Source organism: Fulvivirga marina, from assembly GCF_016775155.1.
Lineage (GTDB): Bacteria > Bacteroidota > Bacteroidia > Cytophagales > Cyclobacteriaceae > Fulvivirga > Fulvivirga marina.
The window spans coordinates 413,732-427,839 of record NZ_JAEUGD010000067.1 but is presented as its reverse complement, the minus strand read 5'-3'; the positions used below and the strand labels follow the sequence as shown (position 1 = coordinate 427,839).

At 37.0% G+C, this 14,108-nt stretch carries 13 protein-coding genes; 1 reads left to right on the top strand and 12 read right to left on the bottom strand.

Annotated features, from left to right (window positions below; genetic code table 11):
• Window position 1: 1 nt before the first annotated feature.
• Window positions 2–313: a YciI family protein gene (locus JMN32_RS26030; protein WP_202859342.1), complete on the top strand. Its 312-nt coding sequence runs from the start codon at window positions 2–4 to the stop codon at window positions 311–313.
• Between the two features lie 299 nt (window positions 314–612).
• On the opposite strand, the gene JMN32_RS26025 is transcribed toward JMN32_RS26030, so the two are convergent.
• The 12 genes from JMN32_RS26025 to JMN32_RS25970 form a co-directional block, all read right to left on the bottom strand.
• Window positions 613–1,428 carry a sulfotransferase family protein gene (locus JMN32_RS26025; protein WP_202859341.1) on the bottom strand — a complete coding sequence of 272 codons (816 nt, stop codon included), beginning with the start codon at window positions 1,426–1,428 and terminating at the stop codon, window positions 613–615.
• On the bottom strand, window positions 1,425–3,155 hold the full coding sequence (locus JMN32_RS26020; RefSeq protein WP_202859340.1) for an ATP-binding cassette domain-containing protein: 1,731 nt from the start codon (window positions 3,153–3,155) through the stop codon (window positions 1,425–1,427). The genes JMN32_RS26025 and JMN32_RS26020 overlap by 4 nt, the downstream gene beginning before the upstream one ends.
• Window positions 3,148–4,551, bottom strand: a complete 1,404-nt coding sequence (locus JMN32_RS26015) for a B12-binding domain-containing radical SAM protein (protein ID WP_202859339.1) — start codon at window positions 4,549–4,551, stop codon at window positions 3,148–3,150. The genes JMN32_RS26020 and JMN32_RS26015 overlap by 8 nt, the downstream gene beginning before the upstream one ends.
• A complete protein-coding gene (locus tag JMN32_RS26010; RefSeq protein WP_202859338.1) occupies window positions 4,548–5,357 on the bottom strand; it encodes a class I SAM-dependent DNA methyltransferase in 810 nt (269 codons plus the stop codon). The genes JMN32_RS26015 and JMN32_RS26010 overlap by 4 nt, the downstream gene beginning before the upstream one ends.
• A complete protein-coding gene (locus JMN32_RS26005; RefSeq protein ID WP_202859337.1) occupies window positions 5,354–6,820 on the bottom strand; it encodes a B12-binding domain-containing radical SAM protein in 1,467 nt (488 codons plus the stop codon). The genes JMN32_RS26010 and JMN32_RS26005 overlap by 4 nt, the downstream gene beginning before the upstream one ends.
• Window positions 6,820–7,776: a hypothetical protein gene (locus JMN32_RS26000; RefSeq protein WP_202859336.1), complete on the bottom strand. Its 957-nt coding sequence runs from the start codon at window positions 7,774–7,776 to the stop codon at window positions 6,820–6,822. Before JMN32_RS26000 ends, JMN32_RS26005 begins: the two co-directional genes overlap by 1 nt.
• Entirely contained in the window at window positions 7,769–9,088 is a 1,320-nt protein-coding gene (locus tag JMN32_RS25995; RefSeq protein WP_202859335.1) for an O-antigen ligase family protein, read from the bottom strand. The genes JMN32_RS26000 and JMN32_RS25995 overlap by 8 nt, the downstream gene beginning before the upstream one ends.
• Window positions 9,075–9,899, bottom strand: a complete 825-nt coding sequence (locus JMN32_RS25990; RefSeq protein WP_202859334.1) for a glycosyltransferase family 2 protein — start codon at window positions 9,897–9,899, stop codon at window positions 9,075–9,077. The genes JMN32_RS25995 and JMN32_RS25990 overlap by 14 nt, the downstream gene beginning before the upstream one ends.
• Window positions 9,896–10,603 (bottom strand): glycosyltransferase family 2 protein, encoded by a 708-nt coding sequence (locus tag JMN32_RS25985; RefSeq protein ID WP_238354630.1) that lies wholly within the window; start codon window positions 10,601–10,603, stop codon window positions 9,896–9,898. The genes JMN32_RS25990 and JMN32_RS25985 overlap by 4 nt, the downstream gene beginning before the upstream one ends.
• Window positions 10,593–11,711, bottom strand: coding sequence for an O-antigen ligase family protein (locus tag JMN32_RS25980; protein ID WP_202859333.1), 1,119 nt, complete (start codon window positions 11,709–11,711; stop codon window positions 10,593–10,595). The genes JMN32_RS25985 and JMN32_RS25980 overlap by 11 nt, the downstream gene beginning before the upstream one ends.
• A 101-nt stretch (window positions 11,712–11,812) precedes the next feature.
• Entirely contained in the window at window positions 11,813–12,661 is an 849-nt protein-coding gene (locus JMN32_RS25975) for a glycosyltransferase (RefSeq protein ID WP_202859332.1), read from the bottom strand.
• 6 nt (window positions 12,662–12,667) lie between these two features.
• Window positions 12,668–13,936 (bottom strand): oligosaccharide flippase family protein, encoded by a 1,269-nt coding sequence (locus tag JMN32_RS25970; RefSeq protein WP_202859331.1) that lies wholly within the window; start codon window positions 13,934–13,936, stop codon window positions 12,668–12,670.
• Between the last annotated feature and the right edge of the window lie 172 nt (window positions 13,937–14,108).

Sequence of the window (14,108 nt, the reverse complement as noted above, 5' to 3'; positions counted from 1 at the left end):
AATGAAGGATTACATTTATATATTGAGGCTTTTGCCAGAATATCAGGATGAGTCAAGTTGGACGGAGGAAGTTACTTTGATAGCCGATAGTCATTTTAGTTATCTCAAAGAGCTACATGACAAGGGCCTGGCATTTTTCGTGGGGCGCACGGATTATAACGTTGACAATACGGATAACTTTGGTATTGTAATTTTCAAGGCAAAAAATAAAGAAGAGGCAGAGGCTCTAATGAATAATGATCCTGCTGTAAAGAATGGCCTGATGCGGGCTGATGTCCATCCTTTTAAGGTGGTTTTTAATACTATTGAATAACTATGGAGAGTGCCCTGCCTCTTGACAGAACACTTGTCCAAGCTATTGTTCCATAATTACCTGTCGCGGATTACACGGGTACCAGGTATTGAGTCATGCCACCCAATTGTTTTTGAACCTAATAGGGAGAATGCTTCAAAAGGTATGAGTCTACAAAAAGTACGGCCTATGATGGCACCTGTACTAGGTTTCTCTCCATTTTCAGTGACTTTGCTACTAAAAAGAGGTGTGGATTTTGCTCTGACAATGGGAATACAATGTGGCATTGTATAATTGAACCAGCTTAGAACCATTTATGGTTAGTTTATCCAATATTTTACAATCTCTGGAAATTCTTCTTTGAATTCCTCTATACTTTGTTTGTACATACCTTCCAGGTATGCTCTTAGATGTGAAGGTAGAGCATACTCAGGGCTTTTATTGAAGGTGTCCTGAATGGGAAAATTGCTCCAATCAATCGGCTCAGAAATATTTAAAAAATGGAAAATGTCCTTTAAAAACCTTTTTGGGTCATTGAGAAGATCGTGATAAAAACATATATGGAGTTGTTCACTGGGAAAGACGCCTCTCCAATTCCTCAATATTCGGTCATATTCACCTCTTGAAAATAGGTCCTGGTTTTGAAAAAGCTGATAAAAATCACTGTCACTTATATCTTCGAACCGTTTCTTTTGAGCTCTTACCAGGTACATTAAAGCTGATGCCCACATGCGGTCTATGGGGTTTCTGATGATGAGGATTAGCTTTAAATCAGGCATTATATTTTTAATAAATCGTATTCGCCTGAGAGGTAAATTAGCGCAGGGAGTTACTTCACCTTTGACTCCGTGAGTGTTTTTGAAATAGTCACTATATGCACTCAACGGTAGGCCGTAAAAGCGGTATTTGCTACTGAAGTAATTTAATTCTTTTCTGTCTGGTAGAAACAAGCCGGGGTGACACCTGAGGTTTTCATAAAGCCAGGTTGTTCCTGCCTTTTGAGAACCGATACAAAGAAAATCAGGGAATGTTAAACGCTCCGTTTTTAAAACCCCTGCCCTATAAAGCCACTTTTCAATACGAAAAATTGCACGCCGACTTACGTTAATAGGCTTTGTGATTAAACGGTTGTTCATAAAACGGTAGCTTTTAAAGTCGTTTCTTCAACCAACCCATCCTTAACATGCCATACTTTATCTGCAATTTCAAGTAAAGCCTGGTCATGGTCAATTACAACTACAGTTTTACCTGAAGCCAGGAGTCTTTCTATGGATGTACGAACTTCAAGTAAATTTGCCTTGTCAAGGTTATTCGAAACTTCATCAAAGATGAACAGCTTTGAGTTTCTATATAATGCGCGTGCCAGGGCTATTCTTTGTTTTTGCCCACCCGAAATTTGAACGCCATTTTCTCCTAGTTGGGTGGAAAGTTTATTGGCTAGAGAGTCTATAAAGTTTACCAGATTTGCTTCACGGATTGCCTCACTAATTTTTTGAATGTTTATTTCATGCTCGCCGAAGGCAATATTTTCTTTAAGGGTAGCATCAATAATTACAGGGTGCTGCTGTAAGTACCCTATTTGAGATAACCAGTCTGTATTATTTCTTTCTGATAGGGAGATTCCATCTATTAGGACTTTACCGGCTTTGGGCCTGATCAGTCCAGTGAGTAGCTTCACCAGGGTAGTTTTTCCAGAGCCTGATTCACCACTGATACCAATGCATTGTCCTTTGAATAGCTCAAGGCTGAGGTCCTTAAACAATGGCTCTTTTTCAGGGTATCCGAAGCTTACCTTTTGTATTAATATATGCTTGTCGAAATTAACAGCCTCATCGCAGGTTGATGTTTTAGGATCATCAAAGTTTAGTTCCTTAAACACATAGTCATAGGCTTTAATAGATGTAAGAGAGTTAATGATTTTGGTGATCGATGGGTAAAGCCTGTAAAACCCGGCAATAAAAAGACTGAGCAGGGGTATAAGCCCGCCATTTAGTTGAAAGAATAATGAATATCCAAAGATCAAAGCAATGCTTACTACCAAAATGACCTCAAGTATTTTGGAAGGAAGAAATGAGGCAGTTTTAAGGTATGCGTAATTTCTATTCATCTGATGCTTTAACCCAATAAATTTCTTGATGAAGAAGTCTTCTTTCTGATAGAGCTTGACATCAATATATCCATCAATACCTTGTAATAAATACTTGAGGCTGACAGGGTAGGTCTTTTTGAAATCTTCCTCAACGTGATGTAAATGTCTCTTCTTAAACCATATCCATGTAAAAAGAATAGGCAGCATTACCAATATCAGTAGTAGGCAAATAATAGGATGATATATACAAATACCAACAATGATGATGCTGGAAACAATTGATTCGGTAATCAGGTTTAGCTGAGGGGTGAGTATGTAGCTTACAAAATCGTGTGGCACGGTCTTAATCTTTCTACTGACAATTGCTGAATTGGATTTAATAAACTCCAGATAATCCTGTGCAAAAAAATGTTGTAGTGACTTTTGGGATAGTATGGTTGAAATATCAAAGGTTAATTTTGAAATGAAGTAATTTACCCAAAGGCTTATGATATTCTTCAGTAGAAATAAGCCTACAAGAATGCTCAGGGCTGTTATTTGAAATTGGATTGTGCTGTTGAAATTAAGGGCTTCATAAATGTTTGCTATTACCTCATGACTTCGAATTTGCTCAGGGCTAAGGAAAATTAATATCATAGGTATTATGGCAGCCAATGAAACAATATCAAGCAGTCCATTGAATAGCGTAAAAGCAAGGGACCATATTGCCCTTTGTTTAAACTGATAAGGGACAATATGGTATGCTAGCTTAAGACTTGCCCAAAGGTTACGCATGACTCGTGTATCTCAATTTTTCCCATTGCATACCTAGTTTTGACATGATCGACTTGATTTTAAACCTGGTAGCAGCTTTAATATTTCCAGACTCTTTGTTTTTAAAATAATGAACCTCGCTGATAACCCTTCTTAATGCATGGTCATAGTAACCTCTTGAATATGTCCGTTCAAAATCAATTTCTCTGTCTGAACTGGTGCTCCATTCAAGTTTAGTGGTTTGTAAGGACTCTACTTCCTGGTATAACTCAGTACCTTTTATCGGATATGCAACAGTAATCGTGAAGTGGTCAGGATTTGAGCTTTTAAGGTGGTGGATCGTTTCTTCAATATCTGATTCTGTTTCGCCAGGATATCCGATCATAATAAATGTGCCTGCCTCAATTCCATTTTTCCTGGCTAGTTTAATCATATCCCGTACTTTTTGGACATCGACCCTGCGATCCATGAGATCAATAATTTTTTGAGAACCGCTTTCTGCTCCAATCCAAACCCTGAAGCACCCTGATTCCTTCATCATTCGGATCACATCTTCATTCAGCCTGTCTGCACGGGTGATACATTCATAAGAGATCTTAAGATTTCTTTCCTTTAAAATTTCATTAAACTCTTCAAGCCACTTGTGGCTGACAGTAAATACATCATCAACAAACCACAGTGTGTCCGGATTATAGTTTTTCTGAATCCATTCCAATTCATCCACTACTTTTGCTGGGGATCTTCTTCTATAGCTTAGACCATAGACGGCACGACTACACCATTTACAAGTGTATGGACATCCTCTCATGGTACTTACTGATATGGCATTTGATCCGTGAGTTTTTTTCCATAAGTCAAGGTACTTGAATAGATCAATAGCCTTTCGATTGGGCATTGGTAAATGATCTATGTCCCTCATTTTTGATCGCTTGGTCGTTATATGATTATTACCAAACTGATTCTTATAAGCGATACCATCAATTAAAGGGATTTGTTCAGGGTTGCTATCTAGTGAGGTTATAAGTTCCAGCATAGTTTCCTCACCCTCCCCAATGACCAAAAAATCAGCTCCATGATTCAAGAAACCATCAGTATTGTAAGTGACCTCAGGCCCTCCCAAAATGACAGTGGTGTGCTGTAATTCTCTCGATTTTTTGATGAAATCAATAATCTCCAACACATTGACCTTTGTCATCAGGTTAACATAAATGGCTACGTATTTGGGTTTTTGCCGAATTAAATGAGCCTTTAATAAAGCTTTTTCAGAAAATGTTGAATCAAATACTTCGGTTGTAATACCGTTTTGCTCGAGAAAGGCTGAAATATAAAGTATCCCTAAGGGCGGGTAGGGCTTTAGGATAGCCTGCTCTTTTTCATCTTCCTTAAGAAAATAACCATGGGTAAGCAGTACTTTCATTCTGAGGAGGTTTTATTTGATTTCAGGTCTATCAAAAAATGGTCTGAATAATTTGATAAAAAGGACCAGGCATTGATTGAATCTTCTATCCTGTCTAATGTGTTAAGAAAGCCACTTCTTTTTTTAAAAAAGCTCTCCAAATAAGATGGTGGCAGGAAGAAACCTATAGGGCAAAGTCCTGTAATTTGAAACTCACTCTGAAACAGCCTTCTTATTCTTGCCGGCGTATAGTACCACGTTTCAACTTGCTGCTTATCGAGTTGAGCCATGACAGGGCCTCTCTTTGACCTTCTGAATGCATTTTTAATGTCGAATTTTGATAGAAAGTAAACACTTTCCCAAAGACAAAAAGCAGGCATAATCACACCAATAAATCTACCTTCAGGTTTCAATAAGCGAGACACTACTTTACTTAGGTTTTGCATACTCATAGCATCGATACAGTTGAGCCCTCCAAAATTGGAAAAGATTAAATCAAATTTCTTCGTAAAGACCGCATTTGCAATGTTGTTAAGATCACATTGAAGAAATGAGATTTGCTGTGCAAAACCCAATTTTTCAGCTTTTGATATTGCTATGGTTATCATTTTTTGTGAAAGATCCGTAGCTAAGACCTGATGTCCTTTCCCAGCCAGGTGTATTGCATCTTCTCCTGTACCACAATTTAGTTCCAGAATGGAGAGCTGGCGATCAGGCAGTGTATTTTCAAGATAATCCCATACTTTCTGACGCTGTAGCGCGCCAATGGAACCATGTGTGAAGTCATTGTCGTAATCAGAAGCAATATGGTCAAAAGCAGTTGTCATCCAGGGAAAGAGTCATATTTACGTAATTTGAATTTATCTAACAGTATAGATGGTACGTAATATAAGGTGGCCAAAATGGGTCTAAGGTTTTTCCACTTTAACCTAAACGGATGTCGTGCCAGTTCTTTAAGTTTCAATATGCCTCGTTTTTTCCTATATACTTTGTGAATATAGCGAGGCAGCTTCTTGTAAAATTCCCGGTCCTGATTGCTGGAAAACATAGTGTCAAGATCATCAGAATCTGACCAGTTGGCCTTACCTTGCAAGTGTTGTTTTACCTTGTTATAAAATTTAGTTCCGGGTAAGGGGTATGATACCGATATGCCAATTTCATCAGGCATTAGGTTAAGTACCATATCCTTTGTTTTTTGTATGTCTTCCCGGGTTTCCCCAAGATACCCAAACTGGAGGAAGAAGGCGACTTTCACACCTTTTTGTTGCAGGAGTCGGGTTGCTTCACCAATCTGTTGCACCTTTGTGCCTTTGTCCATGGCATCTAGTATTTTCTGTGATCCTGATTCAGCACCTACCCAAACTGTTTCCAAACCTGATTCTGCCAGGGCTTCAATTGTATCTTCCTGAAGCAACAGATCTACCCGAGACTGGATTTTGTATTTAACTTTTAGGTTCCTGCGTTTTAAAATGTCTCGGAAGTCTTGTATCCAGCCAGGTTTTAAACCAAAAATGTCGTCACATACCCAAAAGTGATCAGGTTTGTGTTTTGTCATAAGAAGCTCCATTTCCTCAACGACTTTCTGAGGCGACCTCGTGTTGTACCTGTTTCCATAAATTGGTTTGGCGCACCAGTTACATTTGTAGGGACATCCCCTTGTCGTGGCTATGTTTAATGAGAAATAGCCATGGTTCTCCATCCATATTTGTCTGTATTCATCAATGTTTATGAGATCCCAGGCGGGTATGGGTAGGGTATCCAAATCTCGAAGCACTGGTCTTGTGCCTGTCAAATGTGTGCGATTGTCATTTTTAAAGGCGATGCCATTTATGTCTTCAGTCTGTGGTGAAGGCTTTTGAAGCTCATTTAGTAATTTCTGCAGAGTAATCTCAGCTTCACCGATAAGTACATAATCGGTACCATGATCCAGATATTGTTGGTAGTGATCGGAAGAGTCAGAGCTGGAAACTATTATGGTGCACCCAAATCCTTTTGCTATTTTTATCATTTCAAATGCGGCCTCACGCATATTGGTAAGGCACATTTTTGTGAGGTAGTTAAAACCATCATCATAAATAACGAGATACTCTGGAACCTCTCTTTCAAGTACCTCCAGCAGTTCATGGGGAGTATCTTTAAGATTAGTATCAAATAAAGAAACTGCATAATTGTTTTCTCTCAAAAGTGAAGCAGCAAAGATGGTACCTAGCGGCGGGTACGGCTGCTTGAACTTCCATTGTTTATAGTCCAGCTTATAAAAAAAGGAGTGAGTAAAAAGTACTTTTTTCATTATACCGTTGAGCTAAGTTTTATGTTAAAATTTTCTTCGAACTGACTGATTTTATCCTGATACTTATCGAGAATACTCTTCTGGTAAAATCTGGGATGGTTCTTAGATGCATGTTTTTTGGTTTTAAAGGCGACGTCAAAGTCTTTTTTGGAAAAGCGTTTTTCAAAGAGGGCCTTCCAGCGTTTCAACGTCATGTTCATAAAGTATTGATCAAGAGCGGTACCCAACCGATTGTTAAGCACCAGTTCTGCAAGGGATTTTATTATAGCATTGCCGTTTGTAGTGTCTTCTGTTTCTCGTGGAGAGCAGTTAGGGAAATAGTCCTGTATCCATTGGTTTGCCGTCCAGAATTCGTAATAATAGTTTTCTCCATAAGTAGGGATCAGTGTTACTGACTCAATAGCTGTGAACAAGTTATGTTCCTCGATTTCAATATTTTCTGTATCAATGAAATAATTCACACAGAAATTTCTGTGTGAGTTGAAAAGAAATGCTCTTTTAAAGAGCACTAAAAACATTCTAGTGATCCAGAGTTTCCCAGGAGCTGTCATCACAAAGAAATCAATGTCACTACTCTTGTCCATATAGCCCTTGGATAAGGATCCTGAGAGCATTATTGACCTTACATATGGAAACCAGGAAATAAGTCTGGATACTCGCTTTGCAGTTTTCATTCTTTGAGCCGCCAGGCTATTTCCGGTGAGCCTTCTTTCTATCAAAGCTGGTTCATTGTGCAAAGAGTAAAATCGCTCAAACTTATATATCATGCCTTTGTTAATTAGTTCAACCAGTGCAAGGTCCACTTGGTGATCTTTACAACTTGCCGGACAGAAGAATAATAGCTCTTCTTTTGTAAGAGGATATTGGAATATGTCAAAATATAAGAGGGTCTTTAGTAAGTCGTTGGATAGTTGACTTTCTAATAATAGGTCGTAGTTACGTGCAGGTTCAGGCATAATTTTCTGGTTTAGGGTGCAAAACATGAAATACTAATAGTGAATTGAACAGACTATAAAACACTACACCTTTTTGAACTTCCAGCATCGACTCAGAAAGGCAACACATGCCAAAAAGAAATATAAATGATAGGAATAATGTCTTTTGATGATTTAATGATTTGAAAACAGGATAAAAAAATGACAAAATGAGCCACAAAAAACCAAAAACTCCTAGATCCAATGTTGTTTGCAAATATTGATTATGTGCATTGAACTCAGACTGGAAAATACCAAGTCCAATCTTATCATATTCTTGATTGAGATATTTTTGTGCGTCTCCTGTGCCAACTCCAGTCAGCCATTGACTCTTTATAATTTTTAATGATGACTCCCATTGTAATAATCTTAGATTCCATGAGTTCCAGTGGTCGTTCGGAGCAGGGTACTTGAGGCCAGTATTAAGAGGCTCTTGTATAACCCGGAAGTGTGTTACAGGATTAATATAAATTAATAAAAGTATAATTGAGAGAAAGGCACATAAACATAATGCTCCTCGCAAATACTTCTGCTTACGAATGAAGAAACTTCCTAATAAAACAATGCATAAAGTGGAGAAAGAAACTATAACAACCCTGGAAGAAAGAAAAACTAGTGCGGTTATCAGTATTAGAAGTGAAATGATTACAGAAGACTTAATAAAAAATCCTTGGCATTGAAAATTGTTTCTGAACAGGTGAATCAGTAATACGACTGCAAAACCAATATATAGGGAGAAGTATGTTGGGTGTATTGCAAGGAAGGAGCCTAAACCTACATAAGAAATCAGGTTCCACATTTCGGAGGGGCCTGAAAAGGAGTCGCGAAATTTATCCTTATTCAGGTAATCAAAGTTTAAGTGCTCAGGGTCGGAAACATTATGTGCTGAGAATATAATAAATATGAGACTTACAATGATGGCAATAAGGCACGCAATGACAAACCCACTGAAAATAACTTTTATTTCTTTGGAAGATAACCTTTCTGAAGTGCCTAAAACGGCAGGAAAGACAAAGAGCGATAATTTTTTTTCAAGATCATAAAGACCACTACTGGTATCTTCGGTGATTAGCATACCGACAACATAGAGAATATAAAACCCCGAGAGTATCCATACTAGCTTATTCTGTTTTACTATTTGCCACTTTTTATTGAGGTTTCCCTCAATAAGCCAATTGGCAGTTAACAATATAATCGATATGCTACTCCACTTTATGGAAAATGGTAAAGTAACCATGCAAAGAACGGTGAAGACTACAAGAAGCTGCCGGTGAATGATTTTAAAACCGATCATTTGCTAAGTAATTTAATAGTATCTTTCTATTGATCTCATCTCTTTCCTTATCAACAAACCAGCCCCACTTATTGAAATAGTTGATTGCGCTTTGAATATTGTATAATAACAGGTGAAATTTTTTGTATGACCCTTTTTCATGGTAATGATATATTGATACTTGCGGAAAGAATACCGTACGGCAATACCGATGTATTCTTCTACTTAAATCTATATCTTCTGTATATAGGAAAATATTTTCGTCAAATAGACCGGTATCTTTTAGGGTGGCAGTTCTGAGAAACATGAAGCAACCTGAAAGGAAGGGAACGTCCATTACTTTGTCATAACCCGTAAAGCGCATTTCGTATAAGTGGTCATATTTTTCAAAAGCTTTATAAAACTTTAAGAAGCGACGATATATCAAATTGTGAGGTTTAGGTAGCAGTTTACATAAATGTTGTAGAGCTCCATCAGGGTAAAGAACCTTAGGCATCGATAAACCTGTATCGGGGTTGTCTTCCATGAATTGATACATTTCTGGAATGACTTCTTTATTAAAGTATACATCAGGGTTAATTACAATATGATACTTTGATGTGCATAGTGCCTTTTCCAGTGCAATATTATGGGCAGCTCCAAAACCTAGGTTTTTACCATTAAAAATGTAGCTTATTCTTGAATCTTTGCAAAGTGCTCTTGCACCATCTACAGGAGAGTTATCTACAATGTAAAGGTGCATGTCAGGGTAGCTTTCCAGGCAGCTTTTAATTGTGCTGTTTAGGATTCTTAGATCATTTTTATAAACTACGATGGATGCGGTGAGATTCATCTATATAGTAGGATTAGGTTTTTTAATAGTTTAAATCGAAACTTTATCTTAGATATTAAGTCATAACTACTTTTGTATCCTGTTCTCGTGGCAGTACTGTCATGCCTCCTATACAGAGTTAACTTTTTATTAATTATAGTTGTTCTAAAGAACAGCTCTCCAACCAGGCCAATCCATTGATCGTGCATCGGTATATCTTTTGGAAATGGCAAAGTTTTGTTTAATACTTTTCGGCTGAAGGCCATACAACATCCTGTATAGCTGTTTTTCCATAAATTTTTCCAAAATCCCGTACGCGCTTTATTAATAAAAAATAATGATTGATGTAATGGCTGCAACTTTTCATTTACCACATAGCAGTCACTCATTACCAAATCGTTTGTTTCAAGGGCCTGTATCATAGTTTTAGCTTTTCCGGCAAGCCATATATCATCTTGATCGGATAGAAAAATTATATCGCCAGAGCAATAGTTGAGTGCATTTTCGAAGTTTTTTATAGGACTGTTTGCCCATGAACATTCAACTATTTTTATGCGTTTATCCCGGTACGAAAGTAAAATTGAAATGGTTGTGTCCGTTGAGCCATCATCAGAAACAATTATTTCATCATGAACACTTAATTGTGGAAGTATAGAGTCAATTTGTTCGCGAATATATTTTTCTCCATTATGTGTGGCTATACAAACCGATATCTTAGTCATCATTTTTTGAAGTTAATTCCAGACATACTAAAGCGACTAGAATAAATGACATTCCTATGGGGTTATTGAAATACTGATTGGTGGCAGATTGGAAAAAGATGAATAATGAGCCAAAATAGAAAGCATTTGAAATGGCAAATTGACTAGCTTTTGAAGCTAGGAATTTTTTTGTGAGTAAGATGAAAATAGCACCCCAAAAGAGTAATCCTAACAGCCCCTGTTTATGAAAAATCTCCAAGTAAGAAATCTCCATGTGGACTGGACGTACAGGTACACCAACACCAAACCCATGACCAATAAATGTGGATCTAATTGTAGTATGTTCTAATACCTGGTTTAATTGCTTCTTCCTTTCATTATCTGAGAATTCGCGATTGCCTAAAAGCTTATCAGGTTCAAACTGTCGGGTGAACCCATATTTCAAATCGGTTTTTGATATTATACGGCTCACACCTGAGTAGATATCATTACCATAGTAGACCAATGCAACTGTGGCCATTAGTAAAATAAAGAGTATGGGCAGTTTAAATTTTAATTTGACAGTATGTTGTAGAAGGTATGTAAATGCAGTTAGGAACAGGGCAAAGATAAAACCTCTTGTAAAAGTGAGTATAAGAGCTAAAATGATAATAGCAGCAATTATTACTGAGAATTTAGGCCTTATAAAATAAGTAAAAATTAACCCTATACTTAAAAAAACGAATCCTTTATAAAAAAAAGCTAATTCTCCCCGATAAAAAAGCTCTTCTGTTTGAGAGGTAAGGCCATAAAAAGCTTTGAAAGAAATAATTCCACCATTTATAAGACTAATTGTTATCAAATATGTTATGCTTAGAAATAATGATCCATATATGAAAAGTTTTGATATAGGGATCAGTAATCCTTTGTTCTGAATTGTTAAAGCAAAAAATGGTAGAATTAAAAAGTATGAGAGAGGCTTTATATCCTGAAATATAAGTGTATGATCAGCTCCCGCTAAAAAACCGATCAATGTTGAAAATGCTGTAACGGCAATGAAAACAAAGACAAGAGTCAAATACTGGGTGTTTATTTTTTCCTTTCTCCGTAACTGATAAGCTGTATAGGTTATTGCAGCACCAAATAATGCCATTCTAAGACTTAGTGGCCCTATAGCCGTAAGTCTACCACCTCCACCGAGTACGAGTTCCAGAAGTATAATTTGGAGTAATATGGTCCCAAGTGCTCTCAATGTTATTTGTTTTTTATTGCCAAAATGGCTGTTTTTATAAATGCCATTGATTTGTAAGCGATACTAAGTCTAGCGGCTCTCCGCATTATTAATTTTTTGCAATTCAGCTGATGGTTTACTTCCATTTTATACCTTAAGGTGGCATTGCAGAAATGTTGAAAACGTTTCAATGTGCTTTGTTTATTCCCCGAATTGTCATGTCCTGAAAATTGATGCGCACATGTCATGTCAATAATTTCGAAATCAGGTCGTATTTTCCTGAATCTCTCAATAAAGGCAAAGTCACTGTAATCAAGTGGAAAACTCTCATTATAACCACCGCAAGACCAGAAGTCTTCAACATTTACAAGTAATCCACTATTGATAGGCATAAACTGATTCAATGGATACTTTCCTGTATGTATAACAGATACTGTTTCTCCTTCTCCAAATTTTATTTTAAAGGGGCTTATTAATTTTTTCTTTGAGAGAAGTCGGGGTGCAAATAAAGTGGACATACTATGTTTTATACAATGAGCATAAGCGTTGATAGCCTCTTTTGGGAAAAAAGTATCCTGATCCAACAGTAAGAGCCATTTTTTGCTCAGGGTTTTGGCCAAACTACCTCCATGATTAAAAGCCTTACTAACACCGCTGTTTGTTGGGTCATGGTAATAGTGAATATGCCATGAGCTGTACTTGTTTCCCATATGCATTTTAAATGGAGAGTTATCATAAACTAATACTTCAAGCCGATCCGATGAGCGTAATAATGACTCCGAAAGAGACCGAAATGTGAGAGACTCCTCAAGAGACGTATTGTAAAGGACTATGGTTGCTAGTATATCATCAATAGGAATTTTTCTAGACATTGTTAATTATCGACTTAGTTTAAATGCACCAAACACTGAATACTTACTATGAAATAACCTGAGGTTTAGAAATAGCATAAGGGTAATAAATAACTCTGTTGCCAAAGCAGCCACAGCACTACCATAAGCTGAAAATGCAGAAACCAGAATGATATTAATGGTTATATTAAATACTGCTCCACCTATAGTAATATTGGCATAGCTTTTTTTTAAGTCATATGCCAACATTGTCTGTGTCGCAGGAATATTTAACGCAGCAAATAATGGTATCACGCAAATGATTTTTAAGAGATAAGAGGAGGGTTTAAGGTACTCTCCTGAGAAGAGGTGTACTATATCATCTGAAAAAATGTATACGATAATAGCTAAAGGGATAAAGCTCAGGAGCGTTAGTCTGACAATGGTTTTAAGGAAGGAAATAAGGTGATCAAAGGATTTTTCGGCTAGCAAACATACTTTTGGAAATATTGTTTGGTATAATAGTACTGCTGGAGCACGAATTGCCAGTAATACTTTTTCTACAATGGCGTAATAAGCTGTACTTACCGGATCAGTCATTAAACCCAGTATGACCAAGTTTGAATTATTAGCAACAAAGCCCGAAAATACTGATAGAAAAATGCTCCAGTTTGCTTTAAGCTGACTTATAATAATAACGAATGAGGGGGGATTAATTTTAATATGATGTCTAACAAAAATGAAACGGATTGCAACCAAACCTACCATAATTTGGCTTGCCCCGAGGTAGAAATTCACCCATTGGAAATCGTTGCTCTCATTAATAAATAGAAAAATAAACAATGCAAACAATACTTTTGAAATGATGTTCATTAGTGCCACACCGCTCATTTTTTCTATTCCTTGAAAAAACCATATTGGAAGTAGCATTTGCCCGATAACAATCAAAAAACTGGATAGAAAGAGTGGTGAAAAGTTGCTCCAGGCCGAAATCATCGTTGTTAGTAGATAAAATATTACAAAGCTGAGTAACAACAACATTAGCTTCGTGAAATATAACTTATTAAATATTGCAGATACTTTATTTGGCCGCTCTCGGTTTAATGATATTTCACGAACGGCCGTAATGGAAAAACCATAATCAACAAAGTGAACTAAATATGTTACGACTGCCTGAGCGAATGCTATAAGCCCAAATTCTTCAATCTGGGTAATCCTTAACAGATATGGATATGCAATAAGGGGAACCAGAAAGTTGGCTCCCTGCGAAATAGATAGCCAGGTAAAATTTTTAAATAGTGATTTGCTTCGGAACATTTATTCTGCACGATATTAATGGCCTTGGTCAATATAAATAATTTATCCAGGGTTTGGGAGAGGGACGAAGGGTTAAGTTTGAATGTGAAAGGATATATGTGGTGTGAGTCGCTCTAAAAAGTCTGACTGTTATGAATAAAAAAAGCCTGGCCACCACAGCCAGGCTTTCAAA

Coding starts and splice junctions, on each gene's coding strand:
- JMN32_RS26030 (WP_202859342.1), top strand. CDS start 2: ATGAAGGATTACATTTATATATTGAGGCTTTTGCCAGAATATCAGGAT.
- JMN32_RS26025 (WP_202859341.1), bottom strand. CDS start 1,428: ATGAACAACCGTTTAATCACAAAGCCTATTAACGTAAGTCGGCGTGCA.
- JMN32_RS26020 (WP_202859340.1), bottom strand. CDS start 3,155: ATGCGTAACCTTTGGGCAAGTCTTAAGCTAGCATACCATATTGTCCCT.
- JMN32_RS26015 (WP_202859339.1), bottom strand. CDS start 4,551: ATGAAAGTACTGCTTACCCATGGTTATTTTCTTAAGGAAGATGAAAAA.
- JMN32_RS26010 (WP_202859338.1), bottom strand. CDS start 5,357: ATGACAACTGCTTTTGACCATATTGCTTCTGATTACGACAATGACTTC.
- JMN32_RS26005 (WP_202859337.1), bottom strand. CDS start 6,820: ATGAAAAAAGTACTTTTTACTCACTCCTTTTTTTATAAGCTGGACTAT.
- JMN32_RS26000 (WP_202859336.1), bottom strand. CDS start 7,776: ATGCCTGAACCTGCACGTAACTACGACCTATTATTAGAAAGTCAACTA.
- JMN32_RS25995 (WP_202859335.1), bottom strand. CDS start 9,088: ATGATCGGTTTTAAAATCATTCACCGGCAGCTTCTTGTAGTCTTCACC.
- JMN32_RS25990 (WP_202859334.1), bottom strand. CDS start 9,899: ATGAATCTCACCGCATCCATCGTAGTTTATAAAAATGATCTAAGAATC.
- JMN32_RS25985 (WP_238354630.1), bottom strand. CDS start 10,603: ATGATGACTAAGATATCGGTTTGTATAGCCACACATAATGGAGAAAAA.
- JMN32_RS25980 (WP_202859333.1), bottom strand. CDS start 11,711: ATGGCATTATTTGGTGCTGCAATAACCTATACAGCTTATCAGTTACGG.
- JMN32_RS25975 (WP_202859332.1), bottom strand. CDS start 12,661: ATGTCTAGAAAAATTCCTATTGATGATATACTAGCAACCATAGTCCTT.
- JMN32_RS25970 (WP_202859331.1), bottom strand. CDS start 13,936: ATGTTCCGAAGCAAATCACTATTTAAAAATTTTACCTGGCTATCTATT.